Annotated in this window: 10 protein-coding genes; 3 read left to right on the top strand and 7 right to left on the bottom strand. The window is 34.2% G+C overall.

Going from position 1 to position 15,016, the window contains the following annotated elements:
- Positions 1-243: 243 nt before the first annotated feature.
- From GIY83_RS14200 to gltB, 6 genes are all read right to left on the bottom strand, one after another.
- Positions 244-693: a hypothetical protein gene (locus GIY83_RS14200; RefSeq protein ID WP_208681967.1), complete on the bottom strand. Its 450-nt coding sequence runs from the start codon at positions 691-693 to the stop codon at positions 244-246.
- Positions 694-734: 41 nt separating this feature from the next.
- Positions 735-1,070 (bottom strand): hypothetical protein, encoded by a 336-nt coding sequence (locus GIY83_RS14195; protein ID WP_208681965.1) that lies wholly within the window; start codon positions 1,068-1,070, stop codon positions 735-737.
- Positions 1,071-1,532: 462 nt separating this feature from the next.
- Positions 1,533-2,042, bottom strand: coding sequence for a hypothetical protein (locus GIY83_RS14190; RefSeq protein WP_208681963.1), 510 nt, complete (start codon positions 2,040-2,042; stop codon positions 1,533-1,535).
- Between the two features lie 402 nt (positions 2,043-2,444).
- Positions 2,445-3,668, bottom strand: coding sequence for a diaminopimelate decarboxylase (lysA, locus tag GIY83_RS14185; RefSeq protein ID WP_194616396.1), 1,224 nt, complete (start codon positions 3,666-3,668; stop codon positions 2,445-2,447).
- A gap of 421 nt (positions 3,669-4,089) precedes the next feature.
- Positions 4,090-5,544, bottom strand: coding sequence for a glutamate synthase subunit beta (locus tag GIY83_RS14180; RefSeq protein ID WP_208681961.1), 1,455 nt, complete (start codon positions 5,542-5,544; stop codon positions 4,090-4,092).
- A 116-nt stretch (positions 5,545-5,660) separates the two neighbouring features.
- Positions 5,661-10,175: a glutamate synthase large subunit gene (gene gltB / locus GIY83_RS14175; protein WP_194616398.1), complete on the bottom strand. Its 4,515-nt coding sequence runs from the start codon at positions 10,173-10,175 to the stop codon at positions 5,661-5,663.
- Between the two features lie 415 nt (positions 10,176-10,590).
- Here gltB and sucC point away from each other — a divergent pair, with 415 nt between their 5' ends.
- On the top strand, positions 10,591-11,784 hold the full coding sequence (gene sucC, locus GIY83_RS14170) for an ADP-forming succinate--CoA ligase subunit beta (RefSeq protein ID WP_035684436.1): 1,194 nt from the start codon (positions 10,591-10,593) through the stop codon (positions 11,782-11,784).
- 315 nt (positions 11,785-12,099) lie between these two features.
- Here the strand turns inward: sucC and GIY83_RS14165 are convergent, their stop codons facing one another.
- Positions 12,100-12,903 carry a DUF5694 domain-containing protein gene (locus GIY83_RS14165; protein ID WP_208681959.1) on the bottom strand — a complete coding sequence of 268 codons (804 nt, stop codon included), beginning with the start codon at positions 12,901-12,903 and terminating at the stop codon, positions 12,100-12,102.
- A gap of 220 nt (positions 12,904-13,123) precedes the next feature.
- Between GIY83_RS14165 and GIY83_RS14160 the strand changes: the two genes are divergently transcribed.
- A complete protein-coding gene (locus GIY83_RS14160; RefSeq protein ID WP_208681957.1) occupies positions 13,124-14,164 on the top strand; it encodes a sensor histidine kinase in 1,041 nt (346 codons plus the stop codon).
- Between the two features lie 3 nt (positions 14,165-14,167).
- Positions 14,168-14,872: a LytTR family DNA-binding domain-containing protein gene (locus tag GIY83_RS14155; RefSeq protein ID WP_208681955.1), complete on the top strand. Its 705-nt coding sequence runs from the start codon at positions 14,168-14,170 to the stop codon at positions 14,870-14,872.
- The last annotated feature ends 144 nt before the right edge of the window (positions 14,873-15,016 follow it).

The raw sequence follows: 15,016 nt of genomic DNA, 5'->3' as shown, positions 1-15,016 counted from the left end.
ACCCGATCAGTAATGATTATCTTTTTATGAGGCAATTTCCAAAAAACAAATTTTCGTTTCTTTTCAACTCTTTCCGTTTTTAGGTCTATTTTTTGGCATGAATATTTGTCTTCATTTTGAATTGTGTCTCTTGATGATTTGGATATATTCATGCTGAAAATTGAAAGCGAAAAGAAACTAAATAGAATTGACGTTATGAATTTTACTTGCATTAAATTTTGATTATTAGTGTTATACACTTATTTATTGCAAAATCGCCTCTATTTTATCTTCCGATTTTTCTTTTATGGCGCTGTCGGGACGAAAACTCCAAATGATCAGGAATTTTCCTTTTGCAAGATACTCTTCCGGGCGTTCATCAGTTGGCTGACCTTCTTTTCCCCAAAGTAATCCTTGCAGAAATCGATCGCCTTTAAAGGTGTGTTCAAATTCAAAGTACATGATAGATCCACGATCTGTTTTATTTTTAAAACTTTGAATCGATTTACTCTTTAAGGTTCCAACAAGGTTGCTGTAGGTTTCGATATCATTGTAAAAAGTGCAAGCCTGAGGTGTAATACAAATATTACCATCATTTAAGGTATAACCTTTGGGAATTTCTTTTGGTTTTAGTTTTAAATCAGCAAGCGTCTGGCTGAATGTAGTAGTAGTGAATAAGAGGAATAATAGCGATAGGGGAATCGTAATTTTCATTGGTTTTTTGGGGTTTGGTTTGTTAAGCGAAAATAGTTTTTTTATTTTTTTCTTACTTTAACTTCTTTCTCTTTTTTGTCATAATATAAAAGATCTTTATTTTTTTCAAACCAAGATCTCCACTTTTTTATAGTTTTATCTGGCGGAAATACAGGCATATCAAATGGCTTTTCCATTTTATAAGTAATGCCGGTTATATCTATCAAAAACTTTCGAGCTTCGTAAACGATGTTTAAACTTATCGATTCATTTTCGTTTTTAGATAATCTTTCAAATGATTCGAGGTTTTCCAGAAAGATTGCTTGAGCATTTTGTGCATTTACTTTTTTTGTAAAGGAAAATAAAATCAGAAATAAAATAATGGTTAGTTTTTTCATAGGTTAGTTTTTAGTTTATAAAAGAGCACAAAATAAAAAAATATTTGTGCTTTTGTATGCTTTATTTTTCTTTTAGATATAGTCGATAGCGAAACGCTTGCGTTAGCTAGGCTTATTCTAAAAAACTATCAAACTATAAAAACATTTTACTAGAAATATTAAACTGACAACAAGAAAAATAAAGGAAAAAATCAAGTAACTTTTATTTTTAAATATTCTAAGAAATGCAAAAAATAGATACCCGAATATAATAGTAGTGATAATATACAGCATTTTTAAGAATGCGACTGCATCTTCATCAATCACTATATATTGTCCATCGTTGACAGTATAGGGACTAATAAAATAGCTGACAATTAAAAGAAAAAGTCCAATAAAAAATAATATTCCTATTATGATTTTCACAGTTTATTTATAGATGCTAAAGTTCACTCGCTAATTAAAGCGTTGTTAACTTCATTTTTATTTTCGTACTTCTAATTTTAAAATTTGATTTGAATTTTTTATTCTAATGTAACTTATTTTAACATATTTATTTGCGTCTATCGCTCCTCCATGTGACTTCGAATTATTGTATCCAAATCCAGATATATCGAAATCTGAAAACTCAAATTCTACTCCGCTAACAGTGAATTTTTCATCTTCATGACCACCAGATGGCATTGGATGGAAATTAGTTACAAATCCTTCGGTTTGAAATTTGGCATTATGGTATAAATAATTTGTTTTGTAATATCCGTAGCCAAATAGGATTGAGAATAGAAAAAAAAGGAATATCGATAAACATTGGAATATTTTTACAATCAATTTTTGGTGTTCGGGATCTTTAAATAAATTTTCTTCTTCATCGTTTTCAATCAAGAATAAAATAAATTTTAGAAATAGAAAAATGCCAACTGGTATCAACAATACTTGAAATTTTTTGAATCCATCTATAGATGCAAAATCATAAATTATCTCAAAAGAGTTCATAGGTTATAAAAATATTGCGATTTATTTCAAATATAATATTTCTTATTAAATAAGTTTGTTTGTAATGTAAATGATTTTGCTTCAGGGATAGAGGCGGTATCCTTTTGTGAAGTGAAACGGAACAAAAGATATAGCCGAAAGCCGGGCTCGGAGGGAGACGCCCAAAAAATAAAATTGCTTTGCCTGTTGGCTAACGCTCGGGTCCAAATTCCAATCTTTGTGGAGTTACTTGCGGAGATTCTTAGTTCCTCAGAATGACAAACGTTATGGCTACTTTGCGTGAGCTTCGACTTCGCTCAGCCTGACAAACGTTTACCAGTCAGAAATCAGAAATCTACAATAAAAAAAATCCCGCCTCAATTAAGAAACGGGATTCAATAGATATTCTCTTTTTTTTTATTTTTAAACTGTCGCAGCAACTTCTTGTGGCAACGGAATTTGATTTTTAAGTAAATCTTCGAATGTTTCGTGTTGACGAATTAAGATTCCTTTACCGTCTTTCCATAAAACTTCGGCTGGTTTGTATCTTGAATTATAGTTCGATGCCATAGAAAAACAATAAGCTCCGGCGTTTCTGAACGCTAAGATATCTCCTTCGGTAATTTCTGAAATTCTGCGGTTGTTGGCAAAAGTATCAGTCTCGCAAATGTATCCTACAACGGAGTAAAAACGCTCTTTTCCTTTTGGGTTTGAGATGTTTTCGATATAATGTTGTGAACCATAAAACATAGGACGGATTAAGTGGTTGAAACCACTATCGATTCCGGCAAAAACTGTTGAGGTTGTCTGTTTTACTACGTTTACTTTTGCTAAGAAGAAACCTGCTTCGCTCACCAAAAATTTTCCTGGTTCAAAAATCAAGGTTAAATCTCTACCGTATTCTGTACAGAATGCATTGAATCTTTTTGATAATTTTTTACCTAACTCTTCAATATCAGTTTCGATATCGTCTTTTTTGTAAGGAACTTTGAATCCGCTTCCGAAATCTAAAAACTCAAGATCTTTGAAGTGTTTTGCGGTATCAAACAAAATTTCAGCAGCATACAAGAATACTTCGATATCAAGGATATCAGATCCTGTGTGCATGTGAATTCCTACGATGCTCATTTTTGTATTCTCTACAATTCGCAAGATATGTGGAATTTGGTGAACAGAGATTCCGAATTTACTATCGATATGTCCTACCGAAATATTAGCATTTCCTCCCGCCATTACGTGCGGATTGATACGAATACATACCGGAATTTGTGGATATTTTGTTCCGAATTGCTCCAGAATAGATAAGTTGTCAATATTGATTTGTACACCCATTGCGGCAACTTCTTCGATTTCTTCAAGAGAAACTCCGTTTGGTGTAAAGAAAATTTTGTCAGGATCATAGCCAGCATGAAGTCCTAATAAAACTTCCTGAATAGATACAGTATCTAAACCAGACCCCATGTTCTTTAATAACTGAAGAATCGCAACGTTTGACAATGCCTTCATGGCGTAATTAACTCTTAAGTTTTCTACCTTAGAGAAAGCTTTAGTTAACCTATTGTACTGTGATTGGATTTTTTCGGCATCATAAACATATAATGGACTTCCAAATTGGTCTGCTAACTGCAGTAAATCTTTTGCTTGCATTTTTTAAACTATTTTGAGCAAAGTTATTACACTTTTGACTAACAGCAAATTATTTGTAGAAAAATAACAAATTATAACAAATTGTTTGTTTTTAAACAAAAATCGACTTAAAATGATTTTTTATAAAACTACAATGCATGCCTAGCAAAAAGACTCTAAGCTGCTAAGGATCTAAGTTAGTAAGGTTTTGTCACAGATTAAAAAAGATTAGCAGAGATTTTTATAGTTTTTTCTGCCAAGATCCGAGAGATAGCGAACACATGAAGTAATTACACGAATTTTTGCGAATTTTTATTTTGATGATTTATTTATGAGTGTTTGTAATTAGTGAAATTCGTGATGAAAAAATCTTTGTAAATCTGTGGCAAAAAAAAGCCCCTGAATTAATTCAGGGGCTCGTGTTAGTTGTGTGTTATAAGGTTTAAAGACTTGGTAAGTCTCCGTTTCCTTTGGTTGGCAAGTTAGTAGAGCCCATTAAGAACAAATCTACTTCTCTTGCTGCTTCGCGACCTTCTGAAATAGCCCATACGATTAATGATTGTCCTCTTCGCATATCTCCTGCAGTGAAAATATGAGGAACATTTGTTTGATAATTTTTTGCTTTATAGTTGCTTCTCATGTCTAATTCAAGACCTAATTGCTCGCTTAGAGTTTTTTCAGGACCTGTAAATCCTAAGGCCAATAAAGCCAGATCGCAAGGCCAGATTTTCTCAGAACCTTCTTTTTCGATTAATTCAGGACGCTGACCCGGAGTCATTTTCCATTGTACTTCAACGGTTTTCAATCCGACTAATTCTCCTTTATCATTCGATAAGAATTCCTTAGTATTGATTAACCAGTTTCTATCGCAACCTTCTTCGTGAGATGAAGAGGTTTTCAGCTGCAAAGGCCAGAAAGGCCAAGGCGTAGACTCGCTTCGTCCAACCGGAGGTTTTGGTAAAATCTCAAAATTCGTTACCGATTTTGCTCCGTGTCGGTTTGATGTTCCAATACAGTCAGATCCTGTATCTCCACCACCAATTACAATTACATCTTTTCCGGTTGCCATAACCTGGTCCGGAACTGATTCTCCAAATAAAACTTTAGTTTGTTGAGTCAGGAAATCCATTGCCTGAACAACGCCTTTGCTTTCGATTCCCTTAGTTGGCAAACTTCTTCTTTCGGTTGCTCCACCGCATAAAACGATAGAATCAAAAGCGTTTAGTTCCTCAACGCTAAAGTTTACACCAACATTTACATTAGTTTTAAAAGTAATTCCTTCGGCTTCAAGGATAGCTACACGTCTATCTATAATTCCTTTTTCTAATTTGAAATTAGGAATTCCGTAACGTAATAAACCTCCAATAGCGTTGTCCCTTTCAAAAACAGTTACCGTGTGACCGGCTCTGTTTAATTGTTGAGCTGCCGCTAAACCTGCAGGACCTGAACCAATAACGGCTACGGTTTTTCCTGTTCTGGTTTTTGGTGTTTGTGGTTTGATCCATCCTTCGGTAAAACCTCTTTCGATGATGTTTTTCTCGATGTTTTCGATGGCAACAGGCTCTTTGATGATCCCCAGTACACATGACTTCTCACATGGAGCAGGGCATAAGCGACCTGTAAATTCAGGAAAATTATTAGTGGATTGTAAAATCTCTAAGGCGCTTTGCCATTCTTCCTGATGTACCATGTCGTTGAAGTCAGGAATTAAATTTCCTAACGGACAAGCACTGTGGCAAAAAGGAATACCACAATCCATACATCTTGAACCTTGTTCTTTTATTTTATCTTTTGCTAACGGAATGGTAAATTCATTGTAGTTAGAAACGCGTTCTGCTACTGCTAAATTACTTTCGTCGGCTCTGCTATATTCTTTAAATCCGCCTATTTTACCCATGACATTTTAATTAAAATTCCAATTTCTTAAATTCCAATCCTTAGACTTCGCTCAGGATGACATTGTTAATGCCATTTTTATTGAAATTGATTTTTGATTTTTGAAATTGATTTTTATTAAGCAATTAATTCTTCTATTTTTTTCTCTTCTGCAATTCGCTGCAATGCTTTTTTGTAATCAGTTGGCATTACTTTTACGAAATTGTTTTGTTCATTTTCCCAGTCTGCTAAAATTCTTTTTGCTAATGGACTGCTGGTGTACAATGAATGATTTTTGATCAATCGTCTTAGTTTGATTACATCTTCTTCTTCGATTGGATCAAAAGCAACCATTTCCATGTTGCATAATGTTGCGTCGAATTTTTGATTTGGATCATAAACATAAGCAACACCACCGCTCATACCAGCTGCAAAGTTTCTTCCTGTTTTCCCTAAAACAACCACTGTACCACCGGTCATGTACTCGCATCCGTGATCTCCAATTCCTTCAACAACGGCAGTTGCTCCAGAATTTCTAACACAAAAACGCTCACCGGCTATTCCATTAATATAAGCCTCCCCGGTAATAGCTCCGTAAAGGGCAACGTTTCCAATAATGATGTTCTCTTCAGGTTTGAAAGTGGCAGTAGGAGGTACTTTTACAATTAATTTTCCTCCAGAAAGACCTTTTCCTAAATAATCATTACAGTTTCCGTGAATTTTAAACGACAATCCGTTTGTGGCAAAAGCACCAAAACTTTGTCCGGCAGAACCTTCAAAATCAACTAAAATAGTGTCATCAGGTAAACCTTGTGCGCCATATATTTTTGAGATTTCATTACTCAAAATGGCTCCTACAGAACGGTCTGTATTTTTAATTTTAAAGGTAACTCTTGTTTTTTCTTTTCTATAAATAGACGGAATTGCTTCTTTGATAATGGCAAAATCCAATACATTGTCTAAATCGTGATCTTGTTCAGTTGTATTGTGAATGGGCTGTGTTTTAGCTTTTTCTGGTTTGTATAGAATTGATGATAAGTCTAAACCATTTGCTTTGTAATGTTTGATTGCTTTGTTCACATTTAATTTTTGTGATTGACCAACCATTTCTTTTAAGGTTCTGAAACCTAATTGCGCCATGATTTCTCTTAATTCCTCTGCAATAAAATACATGAAGTTAATAACGTGCTCGGGAGTTCCTTTGAAATTTTTTCTCAATTCAGGATCCTGAGTTGCAATACCAACCGGGCAAGTATTTAAATGACAAGCTCTCATCATGATACAGCCAGAAGCTACAAGTGGGGCAGTAGCAAAACCAAATTCTTCTGCTCCTAATAGAGCTGCGATAGCTACATCACGACCCGTTTTTAATTGTCCGTCGCACTCTAAAACTACACGGCTTCTTAAATCATTTAAGATCAAAGTTTGTTGTGCTTCGGCTAATCCAAGTTCCCACGGAATACCTGTGTGTTGTAACGATGTTAGTGGAGCAGCACCAGTTCCTCCGTCATAACCTGAAATCAGGATCACGTCAGCTTTTGCTTTGGCAACACCGGCAGCGATGGTTCCAACTCCAACTTCAGAAACTAATTTTACGTTGATACGCGCTTCGCGATTCGCATTTTTTAAATCGTAAATCAACTGAGATAAATCCTCGATAGAATAAATATCGTGGTGAGGTGGAGGCGAAATCAAACCTACATAAGGAGTGGAGTTTCTTGTCTCAGCAATCCAAGGCACGACTTTTTCTCCCGGTAATTGACCACCTTCTCCCGGTTTTGCACCCTGAGCCATTTTGATCTGGATTTCTTTAGCATTTGTCAAATAGTTGATCGAAACACCAAAACGTCCTGACGCTACTTGTTTAATTGCACTATTTCTTGAATCTCCGTTAATTTCTTTCTGGAAACGTTTAGGATCTTCCCCACCTTCTCCAGAGTTACTTTTTCCGCCAATTCTATTCATTGCAATGGCTAAATTCTCGTGTGCTTCTCTACTGATAGATCCGTAAGACATCGCACCTGTTTTGAATTTTTTTACAATCTCGGTCCATGGTTCTACTTCATCAATAGAAATAGGATCTAAATTGTTGAATTCGAATAAACCTCTAATCGTCATTAAGTTTGAGCTTTGCTCATTGACCATATTAGAATACTCTTTATAACTTTCAGGACTGTTTAAACGAACGGCCTGTTGTAATTTTGAAATCGTTGTTGGATTAAACATGTGTTTTTCTCCGCCACGTCTCCATCTGTAAATACCTCCAATTTCTAAAGAAAGCAAGTTGGCAATCTTAGAGTTTGGAAATGCTTTTTGGAAACGTTTTTTTACTTCTTTTTCTACTTCCATCAAACCAATTCCTTCGATTCTTGAAGGGGTGAATGGGAAATACTTATTGGTGAAGGTTTTGTTTAAACCTAAAATCTCGAAAATCTGAGCAGCTCTGTACGAATGTAAAGTCGAGATACCGATTTTGTTCATGATTTTAAGGATACCTTTTGCAATTGCTTTGTTGTAATTTACAATTGCGTAATCAGCTTTTACTCCTGTAATGAATCCCTGGTTTACCTGATCGTGAATGATCTCATTTACCATATAAGGATTGATTGCACTTGCGCCGTATCCGAACAATAAAGCAAAATGATGCGGTTCACGTGGTTCTGCAGATTCGATGATGATTCCGAATTTAGAGCGTACCTGTAAAATGTTCAATGAATGGTGAATGTAAGAACAAGCCAATAACATTGGTATTGGAGCCAATTCTTCGCTAACTCCTCTGTCTGATAAAATGATGATGTTGCATCCTTCAGAAACAGCTTTAAAAGTGGCCTGAACACATTTTTCAAGCGCTCTTTCTAAACCGTTAACCCCTTTTTCTATTTTGTATAAAGTAGAAATAGTAGCCGATTTGAAATCTGCGTGATCAATGTTTCTGATTTTATCTAAATCCTCATTGGAGATAACCGGATTCTGGATTTTTAATTTTTTACATTGTTTGGATTCAATTTCGAAAATATTAAAATCCCCACCAATTGCTAAACTAATATCGGTAATGATCTCTTCACGAATACCATCCAAAGGCGGGTTGGTAACCTGAGCAAATAATTGTTTGAAATAGTTGTACAACAATTGTGGCTGCTCTGATAATACAGCCAATGGTGTATCGTTACCCATAGAACTAATGGCTTCAGCGCCCTGAGCTCCCATTGGGTTAATGATTGTTTTTAAATCTTCGATAGTATAACCAAATAAACGCTGTCTTGTCTGGAAATCAAGTTTCTCAACAGGAGTAGGGTTATTGGTATAGGGTATTTGAGATAATTGTAACAAGTTGGCATCGATCCATTCCTGGTAAGGACGTTTGGTTACAATTGCTTTTTTAATTTCTTCGTCTTCAATAATACGGCCTTCGTTCATATCAACCAAGAACATTTTTCCTGGCTCTAAACGACCGTGTTGTACTACATCTTCGGGCTCAACATCCAATACACCAATTTCTGATGACATGATTACAAAACCGCTTTTTGTTAATGTATAACGAGAAGGACGCAAACCGTTACGGTCTAGTAAGGCACCAATTACGTTACCATCTGTAAAAGGAATAGAAGCAGGACCATCCCAAGGCTCCATAATGCAAGAGTTGAATTCGTAGAATGCTCTTTTCTCAGGAGACATTGTCTGGTGTTTTTCCCAGGCTTCAGGAACCACCATCATCATCGCCTCAGGCAATGAACGACCTGTCATTAATAAAAGTTCAACCACCATATCCATAGAAGCAGAATCTGATTTTCCTTCTAAGATAATTGGGAATAGTTTTTTGATATCATTTCCAAAAACTTTGCTTTCCATCAATTCTTCACGAGCACGCATACGGCTTACATTTCCACGTAATGTATTGATCTCACCATTATGACACATGTATCTGAATGGCTGCGCTAACTCCCATGAAGGGAAAGTATTGGTAGAGAAACGTTGGTGCACTAACGCCAAACGAGTCACTAAATCCGGATCTTTTAAGTCAACATAATAACGGCTGATGTCTTCGGGCATCAATAGACCTTTATATATTATGGTAGTTGTCGATAAACTAGAGAAATAAAACATATGGCTTTCAGAGGTTTTTGATCCTCTTACGGCATGTTCAGCAATTTTTCTAGCTGCAAAAAGTTTTGCATTAAATTCATTTTCAGTTAAATCCTGACCGTTCTTGCTAACAAAAACCTGTTTAACTGTTGGTTCTTTTTCTGCGGCAATCTGCCCTAAATTTTCTACTTCAACAGGTACATCTCTCCAACCCAGGATCTTTAAGTTCTGATCCTTAATAGTTGATTCGAAAGCGTTGATACAAAAAGAAACCTGGTTTTTGCTTTTTGGTAAAAAAACCATTCCTACTGCATACTCACGTGTTTCAGGGATTTCAAAGTCACATACTTTTTTAAAAAAATCATGTGGGATATCGAATAAAATTCCAGCCCCGTCTCCAGTTCTTCCATCAGAACTAACGGCACCACGATGTTCCAATTTTATTAAGATATCCAATGCTTTGTGAATAATATCGTTAGATTTAATACCATTCAAATTACAAATAAATCCTGCACCACAATTGTCGTGTTCAAATTCAGGCAAATAAAGCCCTTGTTCTTTAACTTTCATTCTTGATATTTTTTCTACAAAAATAAAGATTTCGTTAAATATAATGTAGTGGAATTGTAATTCGACTTACATTTTTATTGTAATATTAGAAAAACGCTTCTTAATTGATAATAATATTATATTAACCATTGCGAATTGATAAAATGATAACGGCTCTTAAAATATATTAAGAAAAATCGCCGTAAGGCTAGTAAATACAGTGATGTTTTTGTTAAATATCAAACGTTTTAGTGGATTTCAGTTAATATTAACAAATTGTTTAGTTAACTATTTCTTTGCATTGAAAAAGAATAAACGTTTTATAAATATCTCACACGTTTTTTAATTGAAAAAGATTTTACTATTCAGTTGAATTTTGCTACTTTTGTCGCACTTTTATTCTGAAATAAATTCAGAACCAGACAAATTCTATATTATGAACATACACGAATATCAAGGAAAAGAAATTTTAGCGAGTTACGGAGTACGCATTCAACGCGGAATTGTGGCTAACAATGCAGTCGAAGCTGTGGCTGCTGCAAAACAATTAACTGCCGAGACTGGTACAGGATGGCACGTAATAAAAGCACAAATTCACGCAGGTGGTCGTGGAAAAGGTGGTGGAGTTAAGTTAGCAAAAAACTTGCAACAAGTTGAAGAAATTGCTGGACAAATCATCGGAATGCAATTAATTACACCTCAAACTTCTGCTGAAGGTAAAAAAGTAAACAAAGTATTAGTTGCAGAAGATGTTTACTATCCTGGTGAAAGTGAAACTTCTGAATTTTATGTTTCTGTTTTATTAAATAGAGCTACTGGTCGTAACATGATTATGTATTCTACTGAAGGTGGAATGGATATTGAAGAAGTTGCTGAGCATACTCCTCATTTAATTTTTACTGAAGAAGTTGATCCTTCTGTTGGATTACAAGGTTTTCAGGCAAGAAGAATTGCTTTTAACCTAGGTCTTTCTGGAAACGCTTTCAAAGAAATGGTGAAATTCATCGATTCATTATACAATGCTTACATTGGTTCTGATGCTTCTATGTTTGAAATCAACCCGGTTTTGAAAACTTCAGATAATAAAATTATGGCTGTTGATGCTAAAGTAAATATCGATGATAATGCTTTATACAGACAACCAAAATATGCTGAGATGAGAGATATCCGTGAGGAGAATCCAATCGAAGTTGAAGCGAAAGAAGTAGGATTGAACTATGTAGATCTTGACGGTACTGTAGGATGTATGGTAAACGGAGCAGGTCTTGCAATGGCAACTATGGATTTGATTAAATACGCTGGTTTTGAGCCTGCTAACTTCTTAGACGTTGGTGGAACTGCTGATGCAAAACGTGTTGAAACTGCTTTTAGAATTATCTTAAAAGATCCTAACGTAAAAGCTATTTTAATTAATATTTTTGGTGGAATCGTTCGTTGTGACCGTGTGGCGCAAGGAGTTGTTGATGCTTACAAAAATATGGGTGATGCTATCAATGTGCCTATTATCGTTCGTTTGCAAGGAACAAATGCTGAAATTGCAAAAGAATTAATTGATAATTCTGGTATGCCAATTCTATCAGCTGTTCAGTTTCAAGAAGCTGCTGATCAAGTTAAAGCTGCACTTTCTTAATCAAATAAGAAATCAATTATATAGAAAATCCTTCCGATGATCGGAGGGATTTTTTTTGTAATACTAATTTAACCGCAAAGAATTTTTTTTTACCACAGAGTTTACAAAGTTTTACACAAAGTTCACAAAGCTTTAGTAAGTGTAGCTTTGTGAACTCTGTGTAACCACCATGCAAGTATAAATCTTAATATTCTCTGTGGTTAAATTTTCGCCACGAATTCACGAATTATTATCATTAAAATCCTTTTAATGTGTGGCTAAAAAAACTTTGCGACCTTTGCTAAAGCCTTGCAAATTTTGTGATTAACTTATCTTTTACTTCAAAACTGTAGCCAATTCTACAATTTCAAATTCAGGATTGTGTTCTACAAATTCTCTGATCATAGCAGTATGTCCGGCACCTAATAAAACCATTATTTTATCGTCTTTGCTTTCTGTTAGTTTCTGAATTAAAGCGTACATATAAAGGTTTCTTCGGTACCACTCAGATACTAAAAAAGCTCCCACAAAATCCTCTGTTTTACCGCCTTTAGTAGCTGTTTCAAGGTACCATCTAATATTATCTTTGTTCGATGCTTTTGTGTTAAGATCCAAAAGCAACTCTGTCAAAGAATACTTGGCAATCTTTTTATTTTGATCGATTTCATACTGCTTCATTTCCTCTTCGTTCTTTTTAATTAAATCAAACTGATTAGCAGCGGTCATTGCTTTTACTAAACTATCATAAGGAAAGTCGGTGTTGTTGTAGTCAATTCCATATAACTTTTTATGACCTAGTTTTTTTGCTGAACGTAATGCAATTTGTACGATTTCGTCTGCTTTTATATGCAGTAAAGTATCTGTATTGCTGTTGTAGAATTTATCGAGTTTGTCTTGTTTTTGATAATTCCATTCTACGAAAATTTTATCCGGTCCAAACTTTTTAATTTTATTGGTAATGTTTTCCAGTTCTTTCTGACTCTTGTCTGACATTACATTAAAGGTATTTACCTTGGCAACGTCAAGTCCGGGATTTTCAAAATGGAAAGTTCCCAATAATAAAATTTGTTTCTTTTTTGATTGAGCAGCAACAGTGTTCAATGCAATTGTAATGATTAGTAATAAAGCGATTTTTTTCATGATGATTTGTTTTAAATTCATGACAAATGTAGAGGAGCTTTTGAGATGAATTTTTAGTTTTTGATGAACTCCAAATTCCGGATTACAAACATTGGTAATTCGCTGTCAAAAAATTTCGTGTATTGTTTTTGAACGTTCATCACAGAAAAGAGCCATTTTATATAAATATAATATTCATGTAAAGTCATAGTTGTATTTTTGAATTAATTACGATATTATTATGAAGCTAAAAATCCCTTTTTATTACCATATTCTTCTTTTCTTAGGATTATTTCTAACCTTTTATCTGTGGGATATTGCCGTGAGTAATCAAAAAATAGATTTTGTTTTTAGCCGTATGTATTTCTTTTTTAATGTTGGTTTTGTTCTGTCTATTTTTATCGTTTATCTTTTAAATTTCTACACATTTTGCGATTGGTTTTTAAATAAAAAAAGAATTTTACTGTATTTGCTAAGTATTACTGTTTCGTTATTGATCTTTGCGGGAACGCGTTATTTTTTGCAGGAAGTTGTCGTGTTTAAACTTACCGGAATTCATAATTATGGTGAGGAAACACGTAAAATTGGATATTATATTCGGGATAATTTTTTCTTTGGATTACCGGCTATAATTTTAAGTTCTTTGAGTTATTTGTTTTGGCAATTTCAGAATGCGTATAAACAAAATCAGGAATTACTCTTAGAGAATAAAAAAGCGCAACTCCAAATGCTTAAATCCCAGGTGAGTCCGCATTTTTTATTCAATACGCTAAATTCTTTCTATAGTCAGTTGATTTTGAAAGATGATAAAATGGCATCGGATATTTTAGTATTATCAGATTTGTTGCGTTACGTGATTACAGAGACTGAAAAAGAGGAAGTTTTGCTTTGTAAAGAAATTCAGTTTCTGCAAAATTACATTCATTTGCAGCAAAAACGATTTGAAGATCAGCTTTATTTGGATTTTGAAATTGAAGGAAATTATTCGAGCGAAAAAATCCTTTCATCGGCTTTAATTCATTTTATCGAAAATGTTTTTAAACACGCCAAACTCAATAATAAGGACGAAAGAGCCATTATTTCGATCAAAATAAAAGAAGGTTTCTTAGAGCTTTCAACCTTTAATTATAATGTAGGAGGAGAGAATTATTCGTCGACCGGAATTGGTTTTGAAAACCTCACCAAAAGATTAGAATATACCTATAAAGATCAATTTATACTTGAAAAAACAGCGGAAAACAATACCTTTAAAACCTATTTAAAAATACCACTAAAAAAATAAGATATGAACTTTAAATGTATCATTGTTGATGATGAACCGCCAGCAACCCGCATTCTGGAGAATTATATAGAAAAAGTATCTTTTCTGGAAAAAGTTGGGGTTTTTAATGATGCGTTAAAAGCATTAGAGTTTTTAAATACGCAAACGGTTGATGTTATTTTTTTGGATATCCAAATGCCACAACTAACAGGTCTGCAGATTTCAAGGATTGTTTCTAAGGATATAAAAGTCATATTTACAACGGCTTATCCTGATTTTGCATTAGAAGGTTTTGAGCTCAATGCGATTGATTATTTATTAAAGCCAATCGCTTTCGAACGCTTTTATAAGGCCGTTTCTAAACTTAGTGCTGAACCAAAAACTGAGGTTGTAAGCAATAACTCATCTGAGTTTATTTTTGTGAAAACGGATGGTAAAAATAAATTTCAGAAATTATTTTTAGAGGAGATTTTATATGTAGAGAGTCTTCAGAATTATGTTTGTATTCATAGCTCGAAGCAACAAATTATAACGCATTCGTCTTTGAAAAATGTAATTGAGTCATTGCCGGAAAAAGATTTTATCCAAATACATAAATCCTATGTAATTGCCTTAAAACAAATAGAATCTACAGATAGTTTTTCTGTTTTTATTAATAGCAAAGAATTGCCAATAGGGGCTACGTATAAAGACGCTTTTTTTGACCGAATTGATCAGAATAAAATATAATTCTAATTTGTTTTAATGGTCATTGAACCACAAAGAGAGTGCAAGGATTTTTAATCATAAGATTGTATATAAACGCAAAGTTCGCAAAGCTTTATCAATAAAACTTTGCGAACTTTGCGTGATTCTTAGCGCTCATTGCGATTA

It is taken from the genome of Flavobacterium sp. SLB02, assembly GCF_009664855.1.
Taxonomy (GTDB): Bacteria; Bacteroidota; Bacteroidia; order Flavobacteriales; family Flavobacteriaceae; genus Flavobacterium.
This window is presented reverse-complemented; position numbering and strand designations above follow the sequence as displayed.

Excerpts from the sequence above, each read along its gene's own strand:
- gltB (WP_194616398.1), bottom strand. The coding sequence starts at position 10,175 with ATGAAAGTTAAAGAACAAGGGCTTTATTTGCCTGAATTTGAACACGAC.
- GIY83_RS14155 (WP_208681955.1), top strand. The coding sequence starts at position 14,168 with ATGAACTTTAAATGTATCATTGTTGATGATGAACCGCCAGCAACCCGC.
- GIY83_RS14195 (WP_208681965.1), bottom strand. The coding sequence starts at position 1,070 with ATGAAAAAACTAACCATTATTTTATTTCTGATTTTATTTTCCTTTACA.
- GIY83_RS14180 (WP_208681961.1), bottom strand. The coding sequence starts at position 5,544 with ATGGGTAAAATAGGCGGATTTAAAGAATATAGCAGAGCCGACGAAAGT.
- sucC (WP_035684436.1), top strand. The coding sequence starts at position 10,591 with ATGAACATACACGAATATCAAGGAAAAGAAATTTTAGCGAGTTACGGA.
- GIY83_RS14190 (WP_208681963.1), bottom strand. The coding sequence starts at position 2,042 with ATGAACTCTTTTGAGATAATTTATGATTTTGCATCTATAGATGGATTC.
- GIY83_RS14165 (WP_208681959.1), bottom strand. The coding sequence starts at position 12,903 with ATGAAAAAAATCGCTTTATTACTAATCATTACAATTGCATTGAACACT.
- lysA (WP_194616396.1), bottom strand. The coding sequence starts at position 3,668 with ATGCAAGCAAAAGATTTACTGCAGTTAGCAGACCAATTTGGAAGTCCA.
- GIY83_RS14200 (WP_208681967.1), bottom strand. The coding sequence starts at position 693 with ATGAAAATTACGATTCCCCTATCGCTATTATTCCTCTTATTCACTACT.
- GIY83_RS14160 (WP_208681957.1), top strand. The coding sequence starts at position 13,124 with ATGAAGCTAAAAATCCCTTTTTATTACCATATTCTTCTTTTCTTAGGA.